Source organism: Streptomyces sp. NPDC048481, assembly GCF_043200075.1.
GTDB lineage: Bacteria > Actinomycetota > Actinomycetes > Streptomycetales > Streptomycetaceae > Streptomyces.
On the sequence record NZ_JBICXC010000005.1, the window covers coordinates 110,519 to 127,184 of the forward strand.

Genomic DNA, 16,666 nt, shown 5'->3' on the forward strand with positions numbered 1-16,666 from the left:
GTGTCGAAGAGTCTGTCGCGGGAGGCGGTTGCGCGCGCTGGTGCTCGGGCCCCTCTTCCCGGGGGGTTAACCCCACCCCCCGGCACGGGGGCTGTCCGCCCCCGTGCCGTTCGCCGTCCACCCCCGTCGGCGGCGTAAAGCCAGGTTAAGGACCGTCGGAGCCCGTCTCCTCCTCCGCCGGTACGAACCCTCCCCCAGTCGTAGTGCGGAGATACCCCTAGGGGCAGTCCACCGCGGGGTGGAGATGTTCTCGGGGTCGTCTCCACCCTGCGGCCCGCTCAGCCTGCGCCCTGCCGTCGCGTGAGGCGCAAGTGGGAGGCTGCGTTCCGCCGACCGGGTGGAAGGGACACGGAGAATCGGCCCGAGGACGCACCGGGCCGCCGGGACACGGGGACGCGGGAACCGGGGACACAAGGACACGGGACACGGGGAGGGAATCAGGTGGGGGACACGAGACCCGCGACGCGCGAGGCGGGGCGGCCCGCGCGGGCGCACGGGCGAGGAGCGGTCGCCGCCGCGCTCATGCTGTCCATGGCGCTGGCCGCCCTCGACTCCACCGTGGTCTCCACGGCCGTCCCGCAGATCGTCGGCGACCTCGGCGGCTTCTCCGTCTTCTCCTGGCTGTTCTCCGGCTACCTGCTCGCCGTGACCGTCACCCTGCCGGTCTACGGCAAGCTCTCCGACACCTTCGGCCGCAAGCCGGTCCTGGTCGCGGGGGCGGCCCTGTTCCTGATCGGCTCGCTGCTGTGCGCGCTGGCCTGGAACATGGGGGCGCTGATCGCCTTCCGCGTCGTGCAGGGCCTGGGCGGCGGGGCGCTCCAGGGCACCGTGCAGACGCTCGCCGCCGACCTCTACCCGCTGGAGGAACGCCCGAAGATCCAGGCGAAGCTGTCCACGGTCTGGGCGGTGTCCGCGATCGCGGGGCCGGGCCTGGGCGGGGTGCTGGCCGCCTACGCCGACTGGCGCTGGATCTTCCTCGTCAACCTGCCCGTGGGGGCGGCGGCCCTGTGGCTGATCGTCCGGCATCTGCACGAACCGCGGCGCGAGGCCGGCCCGGAGGGGCGGCCGCGGCCGCGCGTCGACTGGGCGGGCGCGCTGGCGGTGTTCGCGTGCGGCGGGGCGCTGCTGACGGCGCTGGTGCAGGGCGGGGTGGCCTGGCCGTGGTGGTCGGCGCCGTCGCTGTCCCTGTTCGGCGCGGGGCTGGCGCTGGCCGGCGTCGTCGTGGCCGTCGAACGCCGTGCCGCCGAGCCGGTCATCCCCGGCTGGGTGTGGCGCCGCCGGACGATCGCCGCGGTCAACCTCGCCCTGGGCGCGCTGGGCCTGCTGATGGTGGCCCCGACGGTCTTCCTGCCGACGTACGCCCAGGCGGTACTGGGCCTCGCCCCGGTGACCGCCGGGTTCGTGCTGTCCGTGTGGACGGTGAGCTGGCCGCTGTCGGCCGCCCTCAGCCAGCACGTCTACCGGCGCATCGGCTTCCGGGACACCGCTCTGCTGGGGATCGGCACGGCCACCCTGATCCTGTTCGCGTTCCCGCTGCTGCCGTATCCCGGCCACGCCTGGCAGCCGACGGCGCTGATGCTGCTGCTCGGCGGCGCGCTGGGCCTCTTCCAGCTGCCGCTCATCGTCGGCGTGCAGTCGACGGTCGGCTGGTCGGAACGCGGGACGACCACCGCGTCCGTACTGTTCTGCCGGCAGACGGGCCAGACGCTCGGCGCGGCCCTCTTCGGGGCGGTGGCCAACGGCGTGCTGGCCGCCCGCCTCGGCGGCGCGGGCGACCTCGACGCGCTCGCCCGCGACCTCGGCGCCGGCGCGGTCCCCGACGCGACGCGCCGGGCGGTCGCCGACGCCGTGCACGCCGTGTACCTGGGCGCGGCCTGCGCGGCGGCCCTGGCGTTCGTCGTCCTGCTGGCGCTGGCCCCGCGCCGCTTCCCCGTCCGCTCGGAACGACCCGCACGGACGGAACCCCCACTGCCGGAATGAGCCTCGGCCGGAAGAGACCTCGCGGGAGGAACGAACCTCGCGGGAGGGCGCGGGCGGAGCGAGCCCGCCCGGTCTCCGGAGTCGAAGGGTTAACGGCGGTAACACCGCAGGTCAGGCATCCTGCCGCGCAGTAAGCGCATACCGACCAGCCAGTTTGACGAAAAGACTTCGCAGCGGGCCTACTCCCGAGTAGCGTGCGTGCCTCGCCCCCCACCTCCCTGCGGTCCGCCGCCACGGACCCGAGCCATGCAAGGAGCGGGATGTACCACCACCCGTCGCACCCCGAACCCACCTACCCCTGGCAGCCGCCGCCCCCACCGCCCGAACCGCCGCGCGCGCCCACCGCCCGCCACGCCCCCCTCGGCCGCCACAGCGACCTGCGCGTCCTGCGCGGCGCCTACCGCCGTCAGCGCCGCGTCGCCACGCTCACCGCACTCGGCTACTTCGTCGTCTTCCTCGTCCTGTCCGCGTTCGCCCCGTCCCTGATGACGGCCTCCCCCGCCCCGGGACTCCCCGCCGGACTGCTGCTCGCCCTGCTCCAGCTCCCCGTCACCGGACTGGCGATCGTCGTGTACGAACGCACCGCCCGCCGCCGTGTGGACCCCCTCGCCGAACGCATCCGCACCCTCTCCGAGATCGACGCCCGGCGGGACGCCCGCGCGACGCGCCCCAGGGAGGCCGGACGATGACCGGGTTCAGCGACACCGCGCAGACCATGTCCCTCGTGGCGTTCACCGCCGTCGCCACCGTCACGCTGCTGCTGTGCGTGATGACCGGCCCCGACCGCGACGACCTCGACGAGTTCTACACCGGCTACCGCTCCCTCTCCCCCCTGCGCAACGGCCTGGCCATCGCCGGCGACTACATCTCCGCGGCCACCGTCCTGGGCACCGGCGGCGTCATCGCCCTGTGCGGCTACGACGGCGTCGTCCTCGCCCTCAGCACGGCGCTCTCCCTGATGCTGCTGATGTTCCTGCTGGCCGAACCCCTGCGCAACGCGGGCCGGTTCACCATGGGCGACGCCCTGGCCCGCCGGATGCCGGGACGCGCCGTGCGCATGACGGCCTGCGCGGTCACCCTCGCCGCACTGCTGCCGATGATGCTCGTCCAGCTCGCCGGCACCGGCCAGCTCCTCGCCTTCATCCTGGGGTTCTCCGGCGACTCCGTGCAGACGGGCTGCATCGTCTGCATGGGCGTGCTGATGATCAGCTACGCGGCGATCGGCGGCATGAAGGGCACCGCCCTCATCCAGATGCTGAAGATCGTGACCCTGCTCGGTTCCGGCACCGCGATCGCCCTGATCGTCCTGTACCGCTTCGACTGGAACCCCGGCGCCCTCTTCGACGCGGCGGCCCGGGGCAGCGGGGTCGGCGACGCCTTCCTGCGCTCCGGCCTGGAGTTCGCGGGCGGCCCCTACCCCCGAGTCGACATGATCACCGCGCAGCTGTCCGTCGTGCTGGGCGGCGCCTGCCTGCCCCACATCACCATGCGCATGTACACCGCCTCCAGCGCCCGCCAGGTGCGCCGCTCCATGTCCTGGGCGGTCTCGGGCGTCGCCCTGTTCGTGCTGGTCATCACCGTCGTCGGCTTCGGCGCGACGGCCCTCGTCGGCCGCGCCGCGATCGCCGGCGCCGACCCGCGCGGCAACACCGCCTACCTGCTGGGCTCCAGAAGCGCGTTCGGCCCCGACGTCTCCACCGCCGAGACCCTGCTGTTCACGACGGTCACGACGGCGATCTTCCTCACCGTGCTCGCCTCCGTCGCCGGCATGATCCTCTCCTGCGCCAACTCCCTGGCCCACGACGTCTTCGCCGCCCGCGACCCGCGGATGCCACCGGCCCGCGAGATGCTCCTGGCCCGGCTGTCCGCCCTGGCCGTCGGCGCCCCGACGATCCTGCTGGCCACCCAGATCCAGCACCGCAGCCTCCAGCCCCTGGTCACCCTCTCCTTCTGCCTCGGCGCCTCGGCGCTCGCCCCGGCGCTGGTCTACAGCCTCTTCTGGCGCCGCTACACCCGCACCGGCCTCCTCGCCACCCTCATCGGCGGCACCGTCTCCGTCCTGCTCCTCATGCCCGGCACCAACCTCGTCTCGGGCTCCCCCCTCGCCGCCTTCCCCGAAGCCGACTTCAACTGGTTCCCGTTCACCACCACCGGCATCGTCACCGTCCCCCTCGGCTTCGCCTTCGGCTGGCTGGGCACCGCGCTCTCGGGCCGCCACAAGGCCGAGCAACAGCGCCGCGAGTACGAGGCGTTGGAGGGCTGGATCCTGGCGGGGGCGATCAGAAGAGAGAACTGACCCGACCGCGGGACGTGGAGCGGGGGGTCAGTCGGCTGCGCGCCCGGTGAGGGCGGACAGGCTGTTGCGGACGTGGTCCATGTGCGCCTGGACGTCCTCCCCGCGCGCGCCGTGCTCCCGCAGCACCCGTTCCGTCTCCCGCTCGGTGCGCTCCTCACGGGCGCGCGCCTCTACGAGGATCTCGGCGGCGCGCGCGTGTGCCTCGTCCTGACCGCGCCGGGCCGCCTCCTCCGCCTCGGCGAACGCCAGTTCGGCGGCGGACAGCGCCGCCTCGGCCACCGCCACGGCCTCGGCGTACCGGGCGTCCAGCGCCGCGGCCCGCTCGGCCACCTCACGCTCGGCGGCCGCCCACCGCTCCGCCTGCTCCTCCTCCTGCCCGGCGAGCACGGCGGCGGTGCGCCCGCGCACCTCGCGCAGCCCGGCCAGCGCCTGCGCGCGGTACTCCTTCACCTCGCGCCGTGCGCCGATACGGACCTCGTCGGCCTCGGCGCGCGCCGCGAGCAGCCGCTGACGGGCGCTGTCCTCGGCGTCCGCGCGCACGGCGTCCGCCCGCTCCCGGGCCGCCCGGCCCACATCGAGCGCGCACGTCTCCGCGTGCGCGACGTCCTCCAGTGCCGCCCGCCGTGCGTTCTCACGGACGTCCGCCGCCTCCTCGACCGCGAGCTGGAGAACGCGCCGTGCGCGCTCCCCCAGCGCGTCGTACGTCTGCGGCGCGAGCCCGGTCACGACCGTGCGCAACTGCTCGGCCTCGGCCTCCATGTCCCTGGCGAGGACGGTGAGCCGCGCGGCCCGCTCCCAGGCGGCGTCCCGGTCGGCGCAGAGCGCGGCGGTGCAGGCGTCCACCTGGTCGGGCCGGTAGCCGCGGCCTCGGACGGTCACGAACCCGGGCGGTGACACCGATGCGCTGCTCATCCTTGAACCCCTCGCCACCAGACGGACACGACATGGATGATGTCGCGCATATCTTGATGGATCGGACGGAAATGTTCATAACGCGACACTCCGCATACAAGTCACGGCCAACATCGAACACACCCGGACGCAAGGCGAGCGGGCCGAACGAGGGAGGCGGAACAGAAGGGCGAAGGAGGGCCCGAGTGGGAACGTGCGGCGGGCCTGCGCCGGAACGTGCCGGGGGGCCCGAGTGGGAACGTGCGGCGGGCCTGAGCCGGAATGTGCGGGGGGGCGGGGCCCGGTCCTCCGACCCGGCCCCGCCCCCCGCACGTCACCCGCCCGACCGCCCGCGGGTCAACGGCCGCCCGTCACAGCAGCCCGTCCCACATCTCCTCCAGCAGCACCGACCACCAGCTCTCCGGCGACCCCAGCGCCGCCGGGTCGAGCGCGGCCAACTGCGCCTGGAAGTCCACGGTCCAGCGTCCCGCCTGCTCCTGGGTCAGACCGAACCGCAGCCGCCACATCCGCCCGAGCAGCGCCAGACAGCGCGCGAACTCCGGCAGCCCGGTGTTCACGAACTGCGGCGGCACGGACCCGCCGCCCGGCCCGGCCTCCACCGGCACCGCGACGATGTTCGCGGTCCCGTACTGCACGCAGATCGCCTTGCCGAAGTCGCTGCCCATGACGAGGTACGAGCCCGCGTCCGGAGCGGGCTGGACGCCCCGCTCCGCCGCCAGCTCCGCCAGCGTCGGCACCGGCCGCCCCGGCTGGGCCTGCGCCCAGAAGAACGGCCCCAGGTCCGCCGGCAGGCCCGCCACCACCAGCGTGTGCGCCACGACCGGCGGCACACCCTGCCGCGACACCGCCGCCTGCTCGAACCGGAACACCGCCGGCCCGAACACGGCCGCCAGCTCCTGCCCGACGGCCTCCGGCGGAACCGGCGGCACGGGCTGCACCGGCGGCAACGGCGCCCGCACCGGCGCCGGACGCGCCGGACCGTCCGCCACCTGATGCAACTCGCCCTGATGCGCCAGCAGTTGTTGCATGCCCTGCTGGCGGCTGGCGTGATCCGTGCCGTACGGCGCGATGCTCGTGATCCTCGCCTGCGGCCACTGCTCCCGGATCATCCGCGCACAGTACGCACCCGGCAGCTCGCACGACTCCAGCTCCGTGTGCAGCTCCAGCACCTGGTCCGGGGGCACGTTCATCGCCCGCAGCTCGTGGAAGATCTGCCACTCCGGATGCGGCGTCCCCGGCGCCGAACGCCGGATCAGCTGCTGCTCGGAACCGTCCTGCGCGCGATAGCGCAGCACCGCCTGGTAACCCGGGCCGACCGTCGGGAGCCCCTGCTGCTGCGGATACCCGTACGCCGGCGGCTGCCCCGGCACCGGAGCGCCCGGCGGCGGCATCGGCGGCTGCGGAGCACCCGGCGGCACCCCGGGCGCACCGTGGGCCATGCCGGGAGTTCCCGGGGCGCCCGGGAAGCCGGGGACGCCCGGGACCTGCGGCGGCGCGGGCGGCGCCATGCCGGGGCCGCTCTGCGCGGGCCCCGCCAGCATCGTCGCGGCATGGTGAACCCCACCGGGCCCGCCCGGCGCTCCGGGTCCGCCCGCTCCCGGACCGGGCACGCCGGGAGCACCCGGGTTCTGCCCCGCCGCCGGGCCGCCGGGAACACCGGGCGGCTGCGGCGCACCGGGCCCGCCAGGACCCATCCGGCCGGGGTCGGCCAGCATCGTCGCGGCATGGTGGACGCCGCCGGGAGGCGTGCCGCCGGGCGGGTTCGGCCCGGCGGGCGCGCCCGGCGCACCGGGCGGCTGCGGCGCACCGGGGCCACCGGGACCGTCGGGCCCCAGGGCGGACACCATCTGCGTCGGTACGTAACCCCCCGCCGGAGCACCCGGAGCACCCGGGGTTCCGGGAGCGCCCGGTGCCGCGGGCGGCGGTGTGCCGCCCGGACGCGCGCCGGGAGCTCCGGGCGCGCCCGGCGGGGGCGGTGGCATCGACCCGCCGCCCCGCGCCCGGCGCGGCGGCGGCGCGGCCTTGCTGGTCGCGGCGTCGGCGATGTCACCGGCGTTCGGCGCGAGCGGCCGCGCCTGCGATCCGTCGGCACCCGCGGCGGGGGCCGGAGCGGCCCCCGCGCCCGCACCCTGCGCACCGGACGCGCCCGGCCCGCCGGGACCACCGGGACCCTGCGGATAGCCGTACGACGTCCCGGCCGTGCCCGGCCCACCGCCCTGGCCCGACGGGTCGAGCGCCGGCGAGACCGCGGTGGGCGGAAGCCCGCTGCCCCCGGACATCAGCGCCGTCTTGGCGTCCGAGGCCGCCGACGGCGGCGCCGGCTCGTCGTCGGAGCCGCTCAGCGGCGGCGCGAACACGGTCGCGGGCAGCGGCACGGAACGGTCGTCGCCCGCGTCGCCGTTGGTGTCCGTCCCGGCCCACGGCGTCGCCCCCGCCGGAGCGGGAGCGGCAGCCGGCCCCGAAGCACCGCCGGGACCGCCACCGGAACCCGCACCGGCACCGACACCGGCACCGGCAGCGGCAGCAGCAGCAGCAGCAGCGGGCGTCCCGCCCTGCGTCTGCGGCAACCCGCTCCCCGGCACACCGCCCTGCGTACGGGGAAGCGAAGGATCACCGGCCACCCCGGACCCGGATCCGGCCGCAGCCGGTTCCGCGACGCCACCGCCTCCACCGCTCCCGGCGCCATCACCGCCGCTGCCGCCGGACCCGGCGTCCCGGCGGTCCGGGATGCCCATCCTGTCCGCCGCCTCCTGCAACCACTCCGGCGGCGACAACAGGAACGACGTCTGATTCAGATCCACCCGCGCCGCGGGCGCCGGCACCGCGTCCGCGACCTCGTCCGCACGGCCGTACTCCTCCTCGTACCGGCGGATCACCTCGCCCACCGGCACCGCCGGCCACAGCGTCGCCTCCCCGCTGTCCCGGGCGATCACCAACCGCTGCCCGCCCCCGTCCGAACGAGGACCCTCCGCCCGGTCCTCGGCCCACACCACGAACCCCAGCCCGAACTCCCGCACCCGCACCTCACGGTGCTGATACGCCGGCACATCCCCGTTGACCCACTCCTCGGCGCGCTCCTGCGCCTGCGCGAACGTCACCATCGTCAGCTCACTCCCCCGCACCGGCGGACGCCACGGACGACACCGCGACCGCCCGCGCGAACCCGCCGTCCACCATCAGATTCGCCACCGTCTCCAGCTCCGGCGGATTACCGGCCAGCCGCGACAGGAACACGTCGAAATCCTCACCGCACGACAGCAGCAGCCGCTCCATGCGCTCCGCCGGCGACCACCCCGGATCCACGTCCCGCACGTCGTCGTACGCGCAGAACCACACCGAACCCGCCCGCTCCCCGCGCACCTTCACGGCCAGCAGCCCGCCCTGCACGAAACCGACGCACAGATAGTCCTTCGTCAGATGATCACGCAGACACTTGTTCACATACACCAGGTCGTTGACCGCCGCCTCGTCACGCACGGTGAAGAACGGCTGGTCCACCAGCAGCCCCAGCTCCGCGTCCAGAGCCGCCCCCACCGGCGCACACCCGCCCGCCGCCTTCAGGAACGACCGGTACGCACCCGGCAGCCGATACCCCAGATCCTCCTCGACCCCCTGCACCTGCTGCTCCGTCACCGCCACACCCGACTTCGGCAGCCGGAAATGCGCCGGACGCGTCTCCTGCAACGGACGCGTCCCCCGCTTCGACTGATCCACCACCGCCGTCGACACCCCACCGTGATGCCGCAACAACGCCTTCACCTCGACCGGCACCAGCTCCAGCCGCCGCGAACCCACCACGTGATGCCACGTCCAGCCATGCGGCGTCGCCACCGCCGGCACCGTGTCCCACAGCTCATGCCCCGAAGCCGCCGACGCCGCATTCGCCGACACATAGTCCGTCAACCGCAACTCGTCCACGCCGAAACCCTCCGGCGGATCCGCGATCTCCGCGACCGCGCGCGCGTACGGCGAGAAATCCGGGTAACCCCGCTCGTCCACCCGCACACCCCTCGGGTGCCGTGCCGCCCGGACCGGATCCGGGAAATGCACGACCTGCCCGGCATAGGCCGCGTTCGGCGGCGCGGCCTGCTGCCCGAGCCGACCTGTAGTCATGGCGGTTGCCCCCTGCGGCACTCTGTACGGCCCGCAGCGACCCGTTCCGCCTGCGAACCGGCCCACCACGCCCCGTATCGACTGTCTCCAACAATCGCCAACGCGCGTCAACCGCGCGCTCACGGTGGCGACAGCCTATGCGGTACGACGACAGCGGTCACCGGCCCTCCGCTTCCGTGACCAGCCGTCACCCCGCCGTGACAGCCCGCCCCGGCCCGGGCGTGTCGCACCGCCCCAGCTTCCCCACCCGCCACGCCATTTGGCACCCTGAGACCTTCCGGGGGATGCACGGGAGGGGAAAGCGATCATGAACGCGACGCAGACGGGGTCACCCACCGGCAGGTCCGGCGACCTGCACCACCACACCACGGGCGCCCACCACACCGCCGCCACCGGCGACACACACCCCGCCAACGGCGACCCCCGCATCGGCTGGTCCGCCACCGAAACCCCCCACACCCCCACCCTGCGCCACCGCCGCGACGGCATACTGCCCACCGTCGCCGCCGCCCTCTCCGTCCGCGGCGCCACCCTCACCGGCACCGCCGCCCGCGGCGACCAGCCCCCACCCCTGCACCCCCTCGTCCAGGACTTCCTCGACACCCTCCCCAGCGCCCGACGCGACCGCTTCACCGGCCGCTGCGCCGAAGCACTCCTCATCTCCCGCCACATCACCAACGCCGACGCCACCCGCAGCAGACGCGCCGCCCGTCGCCCCATGACCAACGGCGAAGCCCGCAAAGCACTGAAACAAGCCAAACTCACCACCCGCCACATCCGCGAGGACGGCGACCCCCTCCACGGCAGCTTCGCCGCCCCCTGCCGCGCCTGCACCGACCTCAGCGCCCACCTCGGCGTCCGCATCGTCGACCCCGCCACCGACTGACCCGCACACCCCAGGCCGACACCCCCCACACCCGGCCACGCACCACCAGCACGACGAACGAAGGGCAGATGCACCCCGACCGCACCTCCACCACGCGCTTCCCCGTACCCGTCGACGCCGCCCTGCGCGCCGCCGGCTGGCAACCCGGACGCTGGGACATCAAACAAGCCGAGATCTGGGCCGACACCCTCCGCGACCACACCTCACCCGCCGGACACCGCCACGCCGTCTTCCCCGCCGCCGTCGAAGCCTGGGCGGAATTCGGCGGACTCACCATCACCCCCACCGCCCCCGGCCGCCAGATCGCCGCCACCACCCTCCACCTCGACCCCCTCCACGGCCTCCACCTCGCCCGCACCCTCGCCGACCTCGGCCGCGCCCTCGACACCGACGTCGCCCCCCTCGGCGCCGAGACCGACACCCACTCCCTCCTCGCCATCGACGCCGAAGGCCGCGTCTACGCCCTCGACCACACCGGCGACTGGTACCTCGGCCCCGACATCGACCAAGCCCTCGGCGCCCTCGTCACCGGCATCGAACCCACCCGCCTCACCGCGGGCTGACCCGCGAGAGCGCCCTCAGAAGCCCGACCCCTCACGACGCCGGAATCACCGCCGACACCCGGAAACCCCCCGCATCCGTCGGCCCCGACACGAACACCCCACCCAGCGCCAGCACCCTCTCCCGCATCCCCACCAGCCCGTTCCCCCCCGACGGCAACCCCGCCGACGACGCCGAACCCACCTCCGGCGGCGCACCGTTCTCCACCTGCATCGCGATCTCCGCCACCCGATGCGCCAACCGCACCCGCGTCTTCGCCCCCGCCGCATGCTTGTGCACGTTCGTCAACGCCTCCTGCACCACCCGGTACGCCGTCTGCTCCACCTCCGGCGCATACGCCCGCACCTCACCCTCCACCGACAACTCCACCACCATCCCCGCAGCCGCCGACTGCCCCACCAACTCCTCCAACTCCTCCAGACAAGGCCCCTCCCCCTCCTCCACCACCGCCGGCGCCACCGTCACCGACCGCACCGACGCCGCCCGCACCCCCGCCCCGTCGCTGCGCAGCACCCCCAGCATCTCCCGCAACTCCGTCAACGCCTGCCGCCCCATGTCCCCCACCAGCACGGCATTGCGCACCGCCTTCTCCGGATCCTTCCGCGCCACCGCCTGCAACGCCGCAGCATGCACCACCATCAGACTCACCCGGTGAGCCACCACGTCGTGCATCTCCCGCGCGATCCGCGTCCGCTCCTCACCCCGCGCCCACTCGGCCCGCTCCTCCGCACGCTCCGCGAGCAACTGCAACTCCCGCTCCAAGGAGTCCGCCCGCTCCCGCAGACTCTCCATCAGCCGCCGCCGCGCCCCCACATACATCCCCAGCAGCAACGGCGGAGCCGTCAACCCCAACGACGTCGTGATCGCCGCGAACGGGACGAACCAGTCCCCAAGCGTCAACGACCCGCGATTCATGCTCTGCCGCACCTGGACGAACGTCACGATCAACGTCCCCAGCAACTGCATCCCCGCCAGCGAACCGATGATCCGCCGGGGCAGCTCCGACGCGGCGAGCGTGTACAGACCCACGATCCCCATCAGGAAGCCCATCTGCGCCGGCGTGATCGCGATCGCCACCAGCACCACCGCGATCGGCCACTTCCGCCGCACCACCAGCACCGAACCGGCCAGCGCCCCGAACACGACCCCCACGGCCGCCGGGATCCCGGCGTCCTGCGCGAACGGAACCCCCTCCACCGCACACTCCACGGCGGACACGAACCCCAGGGTCCAGTCGAACGCCGCGCTACGCCGTCTGCTCCACCACAACGGCCCTCCCCGGGCCGCCGTGTCCTCTTCCCCCGTCGTGGTCATGACTCCACCCTACGGGCGCGGCCCCCGCCTTTTCCGGCGACTTTCTGCGACCGCCCCACACCACACACCGTAACCGAACAACATCGAAACCCACCGGTATCCCTCGAACTGCTGAACCACGCCCGTTCGATCCCGGAACCGAGCATTCCGCCCAGAGGCTGTGCATATGACACATACCAGGGGCAAGTACGCCGACTACGAAGGCCTCCGGGAACAGGCCGTCGCCCTGCGGCGGGCGGGGCTCAGCCTCCGCCAGATCCGCGACGAACTGAAGATCCACAACAACGACCTCCTCAACCGGCTCGTGAAGGGAGAGCCTCCTCCGGGGTGGACGAAACGCCCCAACGCGAAGGACGACCTGAGGGCCAGAGCGCGCGAGCTGCGGCTCCAGGGCTGGACCTACGATCGGATCGAGGCGGAGCTGGGCTGCTCCAGAAGCTCGGTCTCCCTGTGGGTGCGGGACCTGCCGAAGCCGGAGCGGCGGGACGCGGCAGAGCAGGCCCGGCTGGCGGCGCGGCTGAGGTGGGACCACGAACTGGCGGTGCGGGACGAGGCACGGCAGCGGACCAAGGCCGAGGCGACGAAGCAGATCGGCGAGATGTCCGCCCGCGATCTGTTCATCGCGGGCGTCGCCCTCTACTGGGCGGAGGGGTCGAAGGACAAGCCGTACGACCGCCGCGAGAGCGTTCTCTTCGTCAACAGCGACCCCGGCGTGATCCGGCTCTACCTGGCCTGGCTCTGCCTCCTGGGCGTGGAGCCCGAACGGCTGACCTACCGGCTGATGATCCATATGACGGCGGACACGGAGGGTGCCAAGCGCTTCTGGGCAGACCTGGTGGGTGTCGACGCCACGACCTTCCAGAAGACGACGATCAAGAAGCACAACCCCAAGACCGTACGCAAGAACGTGGGCGAGAACTACCGGGGCTGCCTGGTGATCCGGGTGGCCATGGGAGCCGAGCTGTACCGCCGGATCGAGGGCTGGTGGTCCGGCATGGTGGACTCGGCCGGGCGGGATCATGCCCCTCCCCGCCTCCGGTAGGGTTTAAGGCAGCAATCCGCCGTGGGGTAGCGGCATCCCGCAGGCCTTTGGAGCCTTGAGACGCTGGTTCGAATCCAGCCGGCGGAGCTGCCGAGCGGGCCCCGACATCTCTGTCGGGGCCCGCTCTCATGTCCCCCCTGAAACGCCCCGGTATCCTTCGGATGTCCCCACCTCTCCACAGCCGAAGGGCATTTCCGTGAGCGCCATTCGCCCGGCAGCCGTCGTCGTACTCGCAGCGGGTGAGGGCACCCGTATGAAGTCGGCCATACCGAAGGTCCTGCACGAGATCAGCGGCCGCAGTCTCGTGGGCCATGTGCTGGCCGCAGCCCGCGAGCTGGAGCCGGAGAACCTGGTCGTCGTCGTCGGGCACGCCCGCGAGAAGGTCACCGCGCACCTCGCCGAGATCGACTCCGCCGTGCGCACCGCCGTGCAGGAGGAGCAGAACGGCACCGGTCACGCCGTGCGCATGGGGCTGGAGCAGCTCGGTGGCGGGGTGGACGGGACGGTGGTGGTCGTCTGCGGTGACACTCCGCTGCTGACCGGGGCGACGCTGGCGCAGCTGGCGGCGACGCACCGGGCGGACGGGAACGCGGTGACAGTGCTGACGGCCGAGGTGCCGGACGCGACGGGTTACGGGCGGATCGTGCGGGACGAGGCGTCGGGTGCGGTCACGGGGATCGTGGAGCACAAGGACGCGTCGGAGGCGGTGCGGGCGGTCCGGGAGATCAATTCCGGGGTGTTCGCGTTCGACGGGCAGTTGCTGGCGGACGCGTTGAAGAAGGTGCGGACGGACAACAGTCAGGGTGAGGAGTATCTGACGGACGTCCTGGGGATTCTGCGGGAGGCGGGGCACCGGGTGGGTGCGTCGGTCGCGGGCGATCATCGTGAGATCGCGGGGATCAACAACCGGGTGCAGTTGAGCGAGGCGCGTCGGATTCTGAACGACCGGTTGCTGACGGCGGCGATGCTGTCGGGTGTGACTGTGGTGGATCCGGCGTCGACGTGGGTGGACGTGACGGTGACGTTCGAGCAGGACGCGGTGGTGCATCCGGGTACGCAGTTGCACGGGTCGACGCATCTGGGCGAGGGCGCGGAGGTGGGTCCGAACTGCCGGCTGACGGACACGGAGGTCGGTGCGGGGGCGCGGGTGGACAACACGGTGGCGTACGGCTCTCAGATCGGTGCGGGGGCGTCGGTGGGGCCGTTCGCGTATCTGCGGCCGGGTACGCGTCTGGGTGCGAAGGGCAAGATCGGCACGTACGTGGAGACGAAGAACGCGTCGATCGGCGAGGGGACGAAGATCCCGCATCTGTCGTATGTGGGGGATGCGACGATCGGTGAGTACTCGAACATCGGCGCCGCGAGTGTGTTCGTGAACTACGACGGACAGGACAAGCATCACACCACCGTCGGGTCGCATTGCCGGACGGGTTCGGACAACATGTTTGTGGCGCCTGTCACGGTCGGGGACGGTGCGTACACCGCCGCCGGTTCTGTGATCACGAAGGATGTGCCGCCCGGTTCTTTGGCTGTGGCCCGGGGCCAGCAGCGGAATATCGAGGGCTGGGTGGCTCGTAAGCGTCCGGGCAGTGCGGCGGCGAAGGCCGCCGAGGCGGCGTCGCGGCAGGTGGACGGCGAGGGCTGACCGGAAACGGGTGCGTCGGAGTCGGCGTACCGTGATAGGTGCACACCCGCACCCCACCAGCTGAGACGGCCTCGTCGCGCCCAGCGGCGTGGTTTCTCGACATCCAGCTGAGACACCTCTGAGGAGACAGTGCTGTGACCGGGATCAAGACGACCGGCGAGAAGAAGATGATGTTCTTCTCCGGCCGCGCCCACCCCGAGCTTGCCGAGGAGGTCGCCCACCAGCTGGGTGTCGGGGTCGTCCCGACGAAGGCCTTCGATTTCGCCAACGGTGAGATCTATGTGCGGTATCAGGAGTCGGCGCGTGGCGCGGACTGTTTCCTGATCCAGAGCCATACGGCTCCGATCAACAAGTGGATCATGGAGCAGTTGATCATGATCGACGCGTTGAAGCGTGCGTCGGCGCGTTCGATCACGGTGATCGTGCCGTTCTACGGGTATGCGCGGCAGGACAAGAAGCACCGTGGGCGGGAGCCGATCTCGGCCCGCCTGATCGCGGACATGATGAAGACGGCGGGTGCGGACCGGATCCTGACGGTGGATCTGCACACGGACCAGATCCAGGGCTTCTTCGACGGTCCGGTGGACCACCTGTTCGCGCTGCCGCTGCTGGCGGACTACGTGGGCAGCAAGGTGGACCGGCAGAAGCTGACGGTCGTGTCGCCGGACGCGGGCCGGGTGCGGGTGGCCGACCGCTGGTGCGACCGGCTGGGCGCGCCGCTGGCGATCGTGCACAAGCGGCGTGACAAGGACGTGGCGAACCAGGTGACGGTCCACGAGGTCGTGGGCGAGGTCGAGGGCCGCGTGTGTGTGCTCGTGGACGACATGATCGACACGGGTGGCACGATCTGTGCGGCGGCGGACGCGTTGTTCGCGCACGGTGCGGAGGACGTGATCGTGACGGCGACGCACGGTGTGCTGTCGGGTCCGGCGGCCGATCGTCTGAAGAACTCGAAGGTGAGTGAGTTCATCTTCACGAACACGCTGCCGACGCCGGGTGAGCTGGAGGTCGACAAGATCACGGTGTTGTCGATCGCGCCGACGATCGCGAACGCGGTGCGTGAGGTGTTCGAGGACGGTTCGGTGACGAGCCTGTTCGACGAGCAGTGAGGCTCGTGAGGGCGTCGTGGTGACGTCCGTCGTGTAGATCGATTTCTTGTACGGCCTTCCCGCCGCGTAGACTGCTCCAGTTGCTCGGCGAGGGAGGCCGTACGCGTGTTTCGCGCGTGTGTACGGCGGTCCGTTATCGACGCGCTCTTCGTAGCAGGCCGATGGTTGGCCGGGTGACCACCTTTCCCCAGTTCTACGAGGAGTGAACATGGCCGAGGTCAAGCTCGCAGCCGAGACCCGCACCGAGTTCGGCAAGGGCGCCGCCCGCCGTATCCGTCGTGCCAGCAAGGTTCCCGCCGTGGTCTACGGTCACGGTGCCGAGCCGATGCACATCACGCTTCCGGGTCACGAGCTCCAGCTCGCGCTGCGCACCCCGAACGTCCTGCTGAGCCTGGAGCTCGACGGCAAGACGCAGCTGGCCATCCCGAAGGCCGTGCAGCGTGACGCGATCAAGGGCTTCCTGGACCACGTCGACCTGCTGCTGGTCCGCAGCGGCGAGAAGGTCAACGTCGAGGTCTACGTGCACACCGAGGGCGACCTGGCGCCGGGCGCCTACCTGCTCGAGCACGTGCTGAGCACGCTGACCGTCGAGGCCGAGGCCACGCACATCCCGGAGTCGGTCACGGTCTCCATCGAGGGCCTGGAGGCGGGCGCCTCCATCCTCGCGAAGGACATCCCGCTGCCCAAGGGCACGACGCTGGCGATCGACGAGGACGCGGTCGTCCTCCAGGTGCTGGCCGCCCAGGCGGAGGAGGCCCCGGCCGAGTCCGAGGGCGAGAGCGCCGAGGCCTGATCCCCGGGATCGTCG

General features: G+C 72.4%; 13 protein-coding genes and 1 tRNA gene. 10 read left to right on the forward strand and 4 right to left on the reverse strand.

Going from position 1 to position 16,666, the window contains the following annotated elements; all coding sequences use genetic code 11:
* Positions 1 to 441 precede the first annotated feature (441 nt).
* From ACGFSH_RS17460 to ACGFSH_RS17470, 3 genes are all read left to right on the forward strand, one after another.
* On the forward strand, positions 442 to 1,980 hold the full coding sequence (locus ACGFSH_RS17460; RefSeq protein WP_393349349.1) for an MFS transporter: 1,539 nt from the start codon (positions 442 to 444) through the stop codon (positions 1,978 to 1,980).
* A 260-nt stretch (positions 1,981 to 2,240) separates the two neighbouring features.
* The gene (locus ACGFSH_RS17465) at positions 2,241 to 2,669 is read left to right on the forward strand and encodes a DUF485 domain-containing protein (protein ID WP_393349351.1); all 429 of its coding nucleotides are present in this window, start codon (positions 2,241 to 2,243) and stop codon (positions 2,667 to 2,669) included.
* Positions 2,666 to 4,276 carry a cation acetate symporter gene (locus ACGFSH_RS17470; protein WP_393349353.1) on the forward strand — a complete coding sequence of 537 codons (1,611 nt, stop codon included), beginning with the start codon at positions 2,666 to 2,668 and terminating at the stop codon, positions 4,274 to 4,276. The genes ACGFSH_RS17465 and ACGFSH_RS17470 overlap by 4 nt, the downstream gene beginning before the upstream one ends.
* A gap of 27 nt (positions 4,277 to 4,303) precedes the next feature.
* On the opposite strand, the gene ACGFSH_RS17475 is transcribed toward ACGFSH_RS17470, so the two are convergent.
* From ACGFSH_RS17475 to ACGFSH_RS17485, 3 genes are all read right to left on the reverse strand, one after another.
* Positions 4,304 to 5,188 (reverse strand): cellulose-binding protein, encoded by an 885-nt coding sequence (locus ACGFSH_RS17475; protein WP_393349355.1) that lies wholly within the window; start codon positions 5,186 to 5,188, stop codon positions 4,304 to 4,306.
* 350 nt (positions 5,189 to 5,538) lie between these two features.
* On the reverse strand, positions 5,539 to 8,289 hold the full coding sequence (locus tag ACGFSH_RS17480) for an SUKH-4 family immunity protein (RefSeq protein WP_393349356.1): 2,751 nt from the start codon (positions 8,287 to 8,289) through the stop codon (positions 5,539 to 5,541).
* A 7-nt stretch (positions 8,290 to 8,296) separates the two neighbouring features.
* Entirely contained in the window at positions 8,297 to 9,301 is a 1,005-nt protein-coding gene (locus ACGFSH_RS17485; RefSeq protein WP_393349357.1) for an SMI1/KNR4 family protein, read from the reverse strand.
* A gap of 307 nt (positions 9,302 to 9,608) precedes the next feature.
* Here ACGFSH_RS17485 and ACGFSH_RS17490 point away from each other — a divergent pair, with 307 nt between their 5' ends.
* Together ACGFSH_RS17490 and ACGFSH_RS17495 are read left to right on the forward strand one after the other, a co-directional pair.
* Positions 9,609 to 10,187, forward strand: coding sequence for a YwqJ-related putative deaminase (locus ACGFSH_RS17490; RefSeq protein ID WP_393349359.1), 579 nt, complete (start codon positions 9,609 to 9,611; stop codon positions 10,185 to 10,187).
* A gap of 68 nt (positions 10,188 to 10,255) precedes the next feature.
* Positions 10,256 to 10,750: an SUKH-3 domain-containing protein gene (locus ACGFSH_RS17495; protein ID WP_393349361.1), complete on the forward strand. Its 495-nt coding sequence runs from the start codon at positions 10,256 to 10,258 to the stop codon at positions 10,748 to 10,750.
* Between the two features lie 31 nt (positions 10,751 to 10,781).
* On the opposite strand, the gene ACGFSH_RS17500 is transcribed toward ACGFSH_RS17495, so the two are convergent.
* Entirely contained in the window at positions 10,782 to 12,062 is a 1,281-nt protein-coding gene (locus ACGFSH_RS17500; protein ID WP_393349363.1) for a sensor histidine kinase, read from the reverse strand.
* A 166-nt stretch (positions 12,063 to 12,228) separates the two neighbouring features.
* Here ACGFSH_RS17500 and ACGFSH_RS17505 point away from each other — a divergent pair, with 166 nt between their 5' ends.
* The 5 genes from ACGFSH_RS17505 to ACGFSH_RS17525 all read left to right on the forward strand — a co-directional run bounded on the left by ACGFSH_RS17505 (position 12,229) and on the right by ACGFSH_RS17525 (position 16,651).
* Positions 12,229 to 13,104 carry a hypothetical protein gene (locus tag ACGFSH_RS17505; protein WP_393349365.1) on the forward strand — a complete coding sequence of 292 codons (876 nt, stop codon included), beginning with the start codon at positions 12,229 to 12,231 and terminating at the stop codon, positions 13,102 to 13,104.
* A 15-nt stretch (positions 13,105 to 13,119) separates the two neighbouring features.
* A tRNA-Gln gene (locus tag ACGFSH_RS17510) sits at positions 13,120 to 13,191 on the forward strand.
* A 109-nt stretch (positions 13,192 to 13,300) separates the two neighbouring features.
* Positions 13,301 to 14,749, forward strand: a complete 1,449-nt coding sequence (glmU, locus tag ACGFSH_RS17515) for a bifunctional UDP-N-acetylglucosamine diphosphorylase/glucosamine-1-phosphate N-acetyltransferase GlmU (RefSeq protein WP_393350030.1) — start codon at positions 13,301 to 13,303, stop codon at positions 14,747 to 14,749.
* 134 nt (positions 14,750 to 14,883) lie between these two features.
* The gene (locus ACGFSH_RS17520) at positions 14,884 to 15,858 is read left to right on the forward strand and encodes a ribose-phosphate diphosphokinase (protein WP_393349367.1); all 975 of its coding nucleotides are present in this window, start codon (positions 14,884 to 14,886) and stop codon (positions 15,856 to 15,858) included.
* A gap of 208 nt (positions 15,859 to 16,066) precedes the next feature.
* Positions 16,067 to 16,651: a 50S ribosomal protein L25/general stress protein Ctc gene (locus tag ACGFSH_RS17525; protein ID WP_393349369.1), complete on the forward strand. Its 585-nt coding sequence runs from the start codon at positions 16,067 to 16,069 to the stop codon at positions 16,649 to 16,651.
* The last annotated feature ends 15 nt before the right edge of the window (positions 16,652 to 16,666 follow it).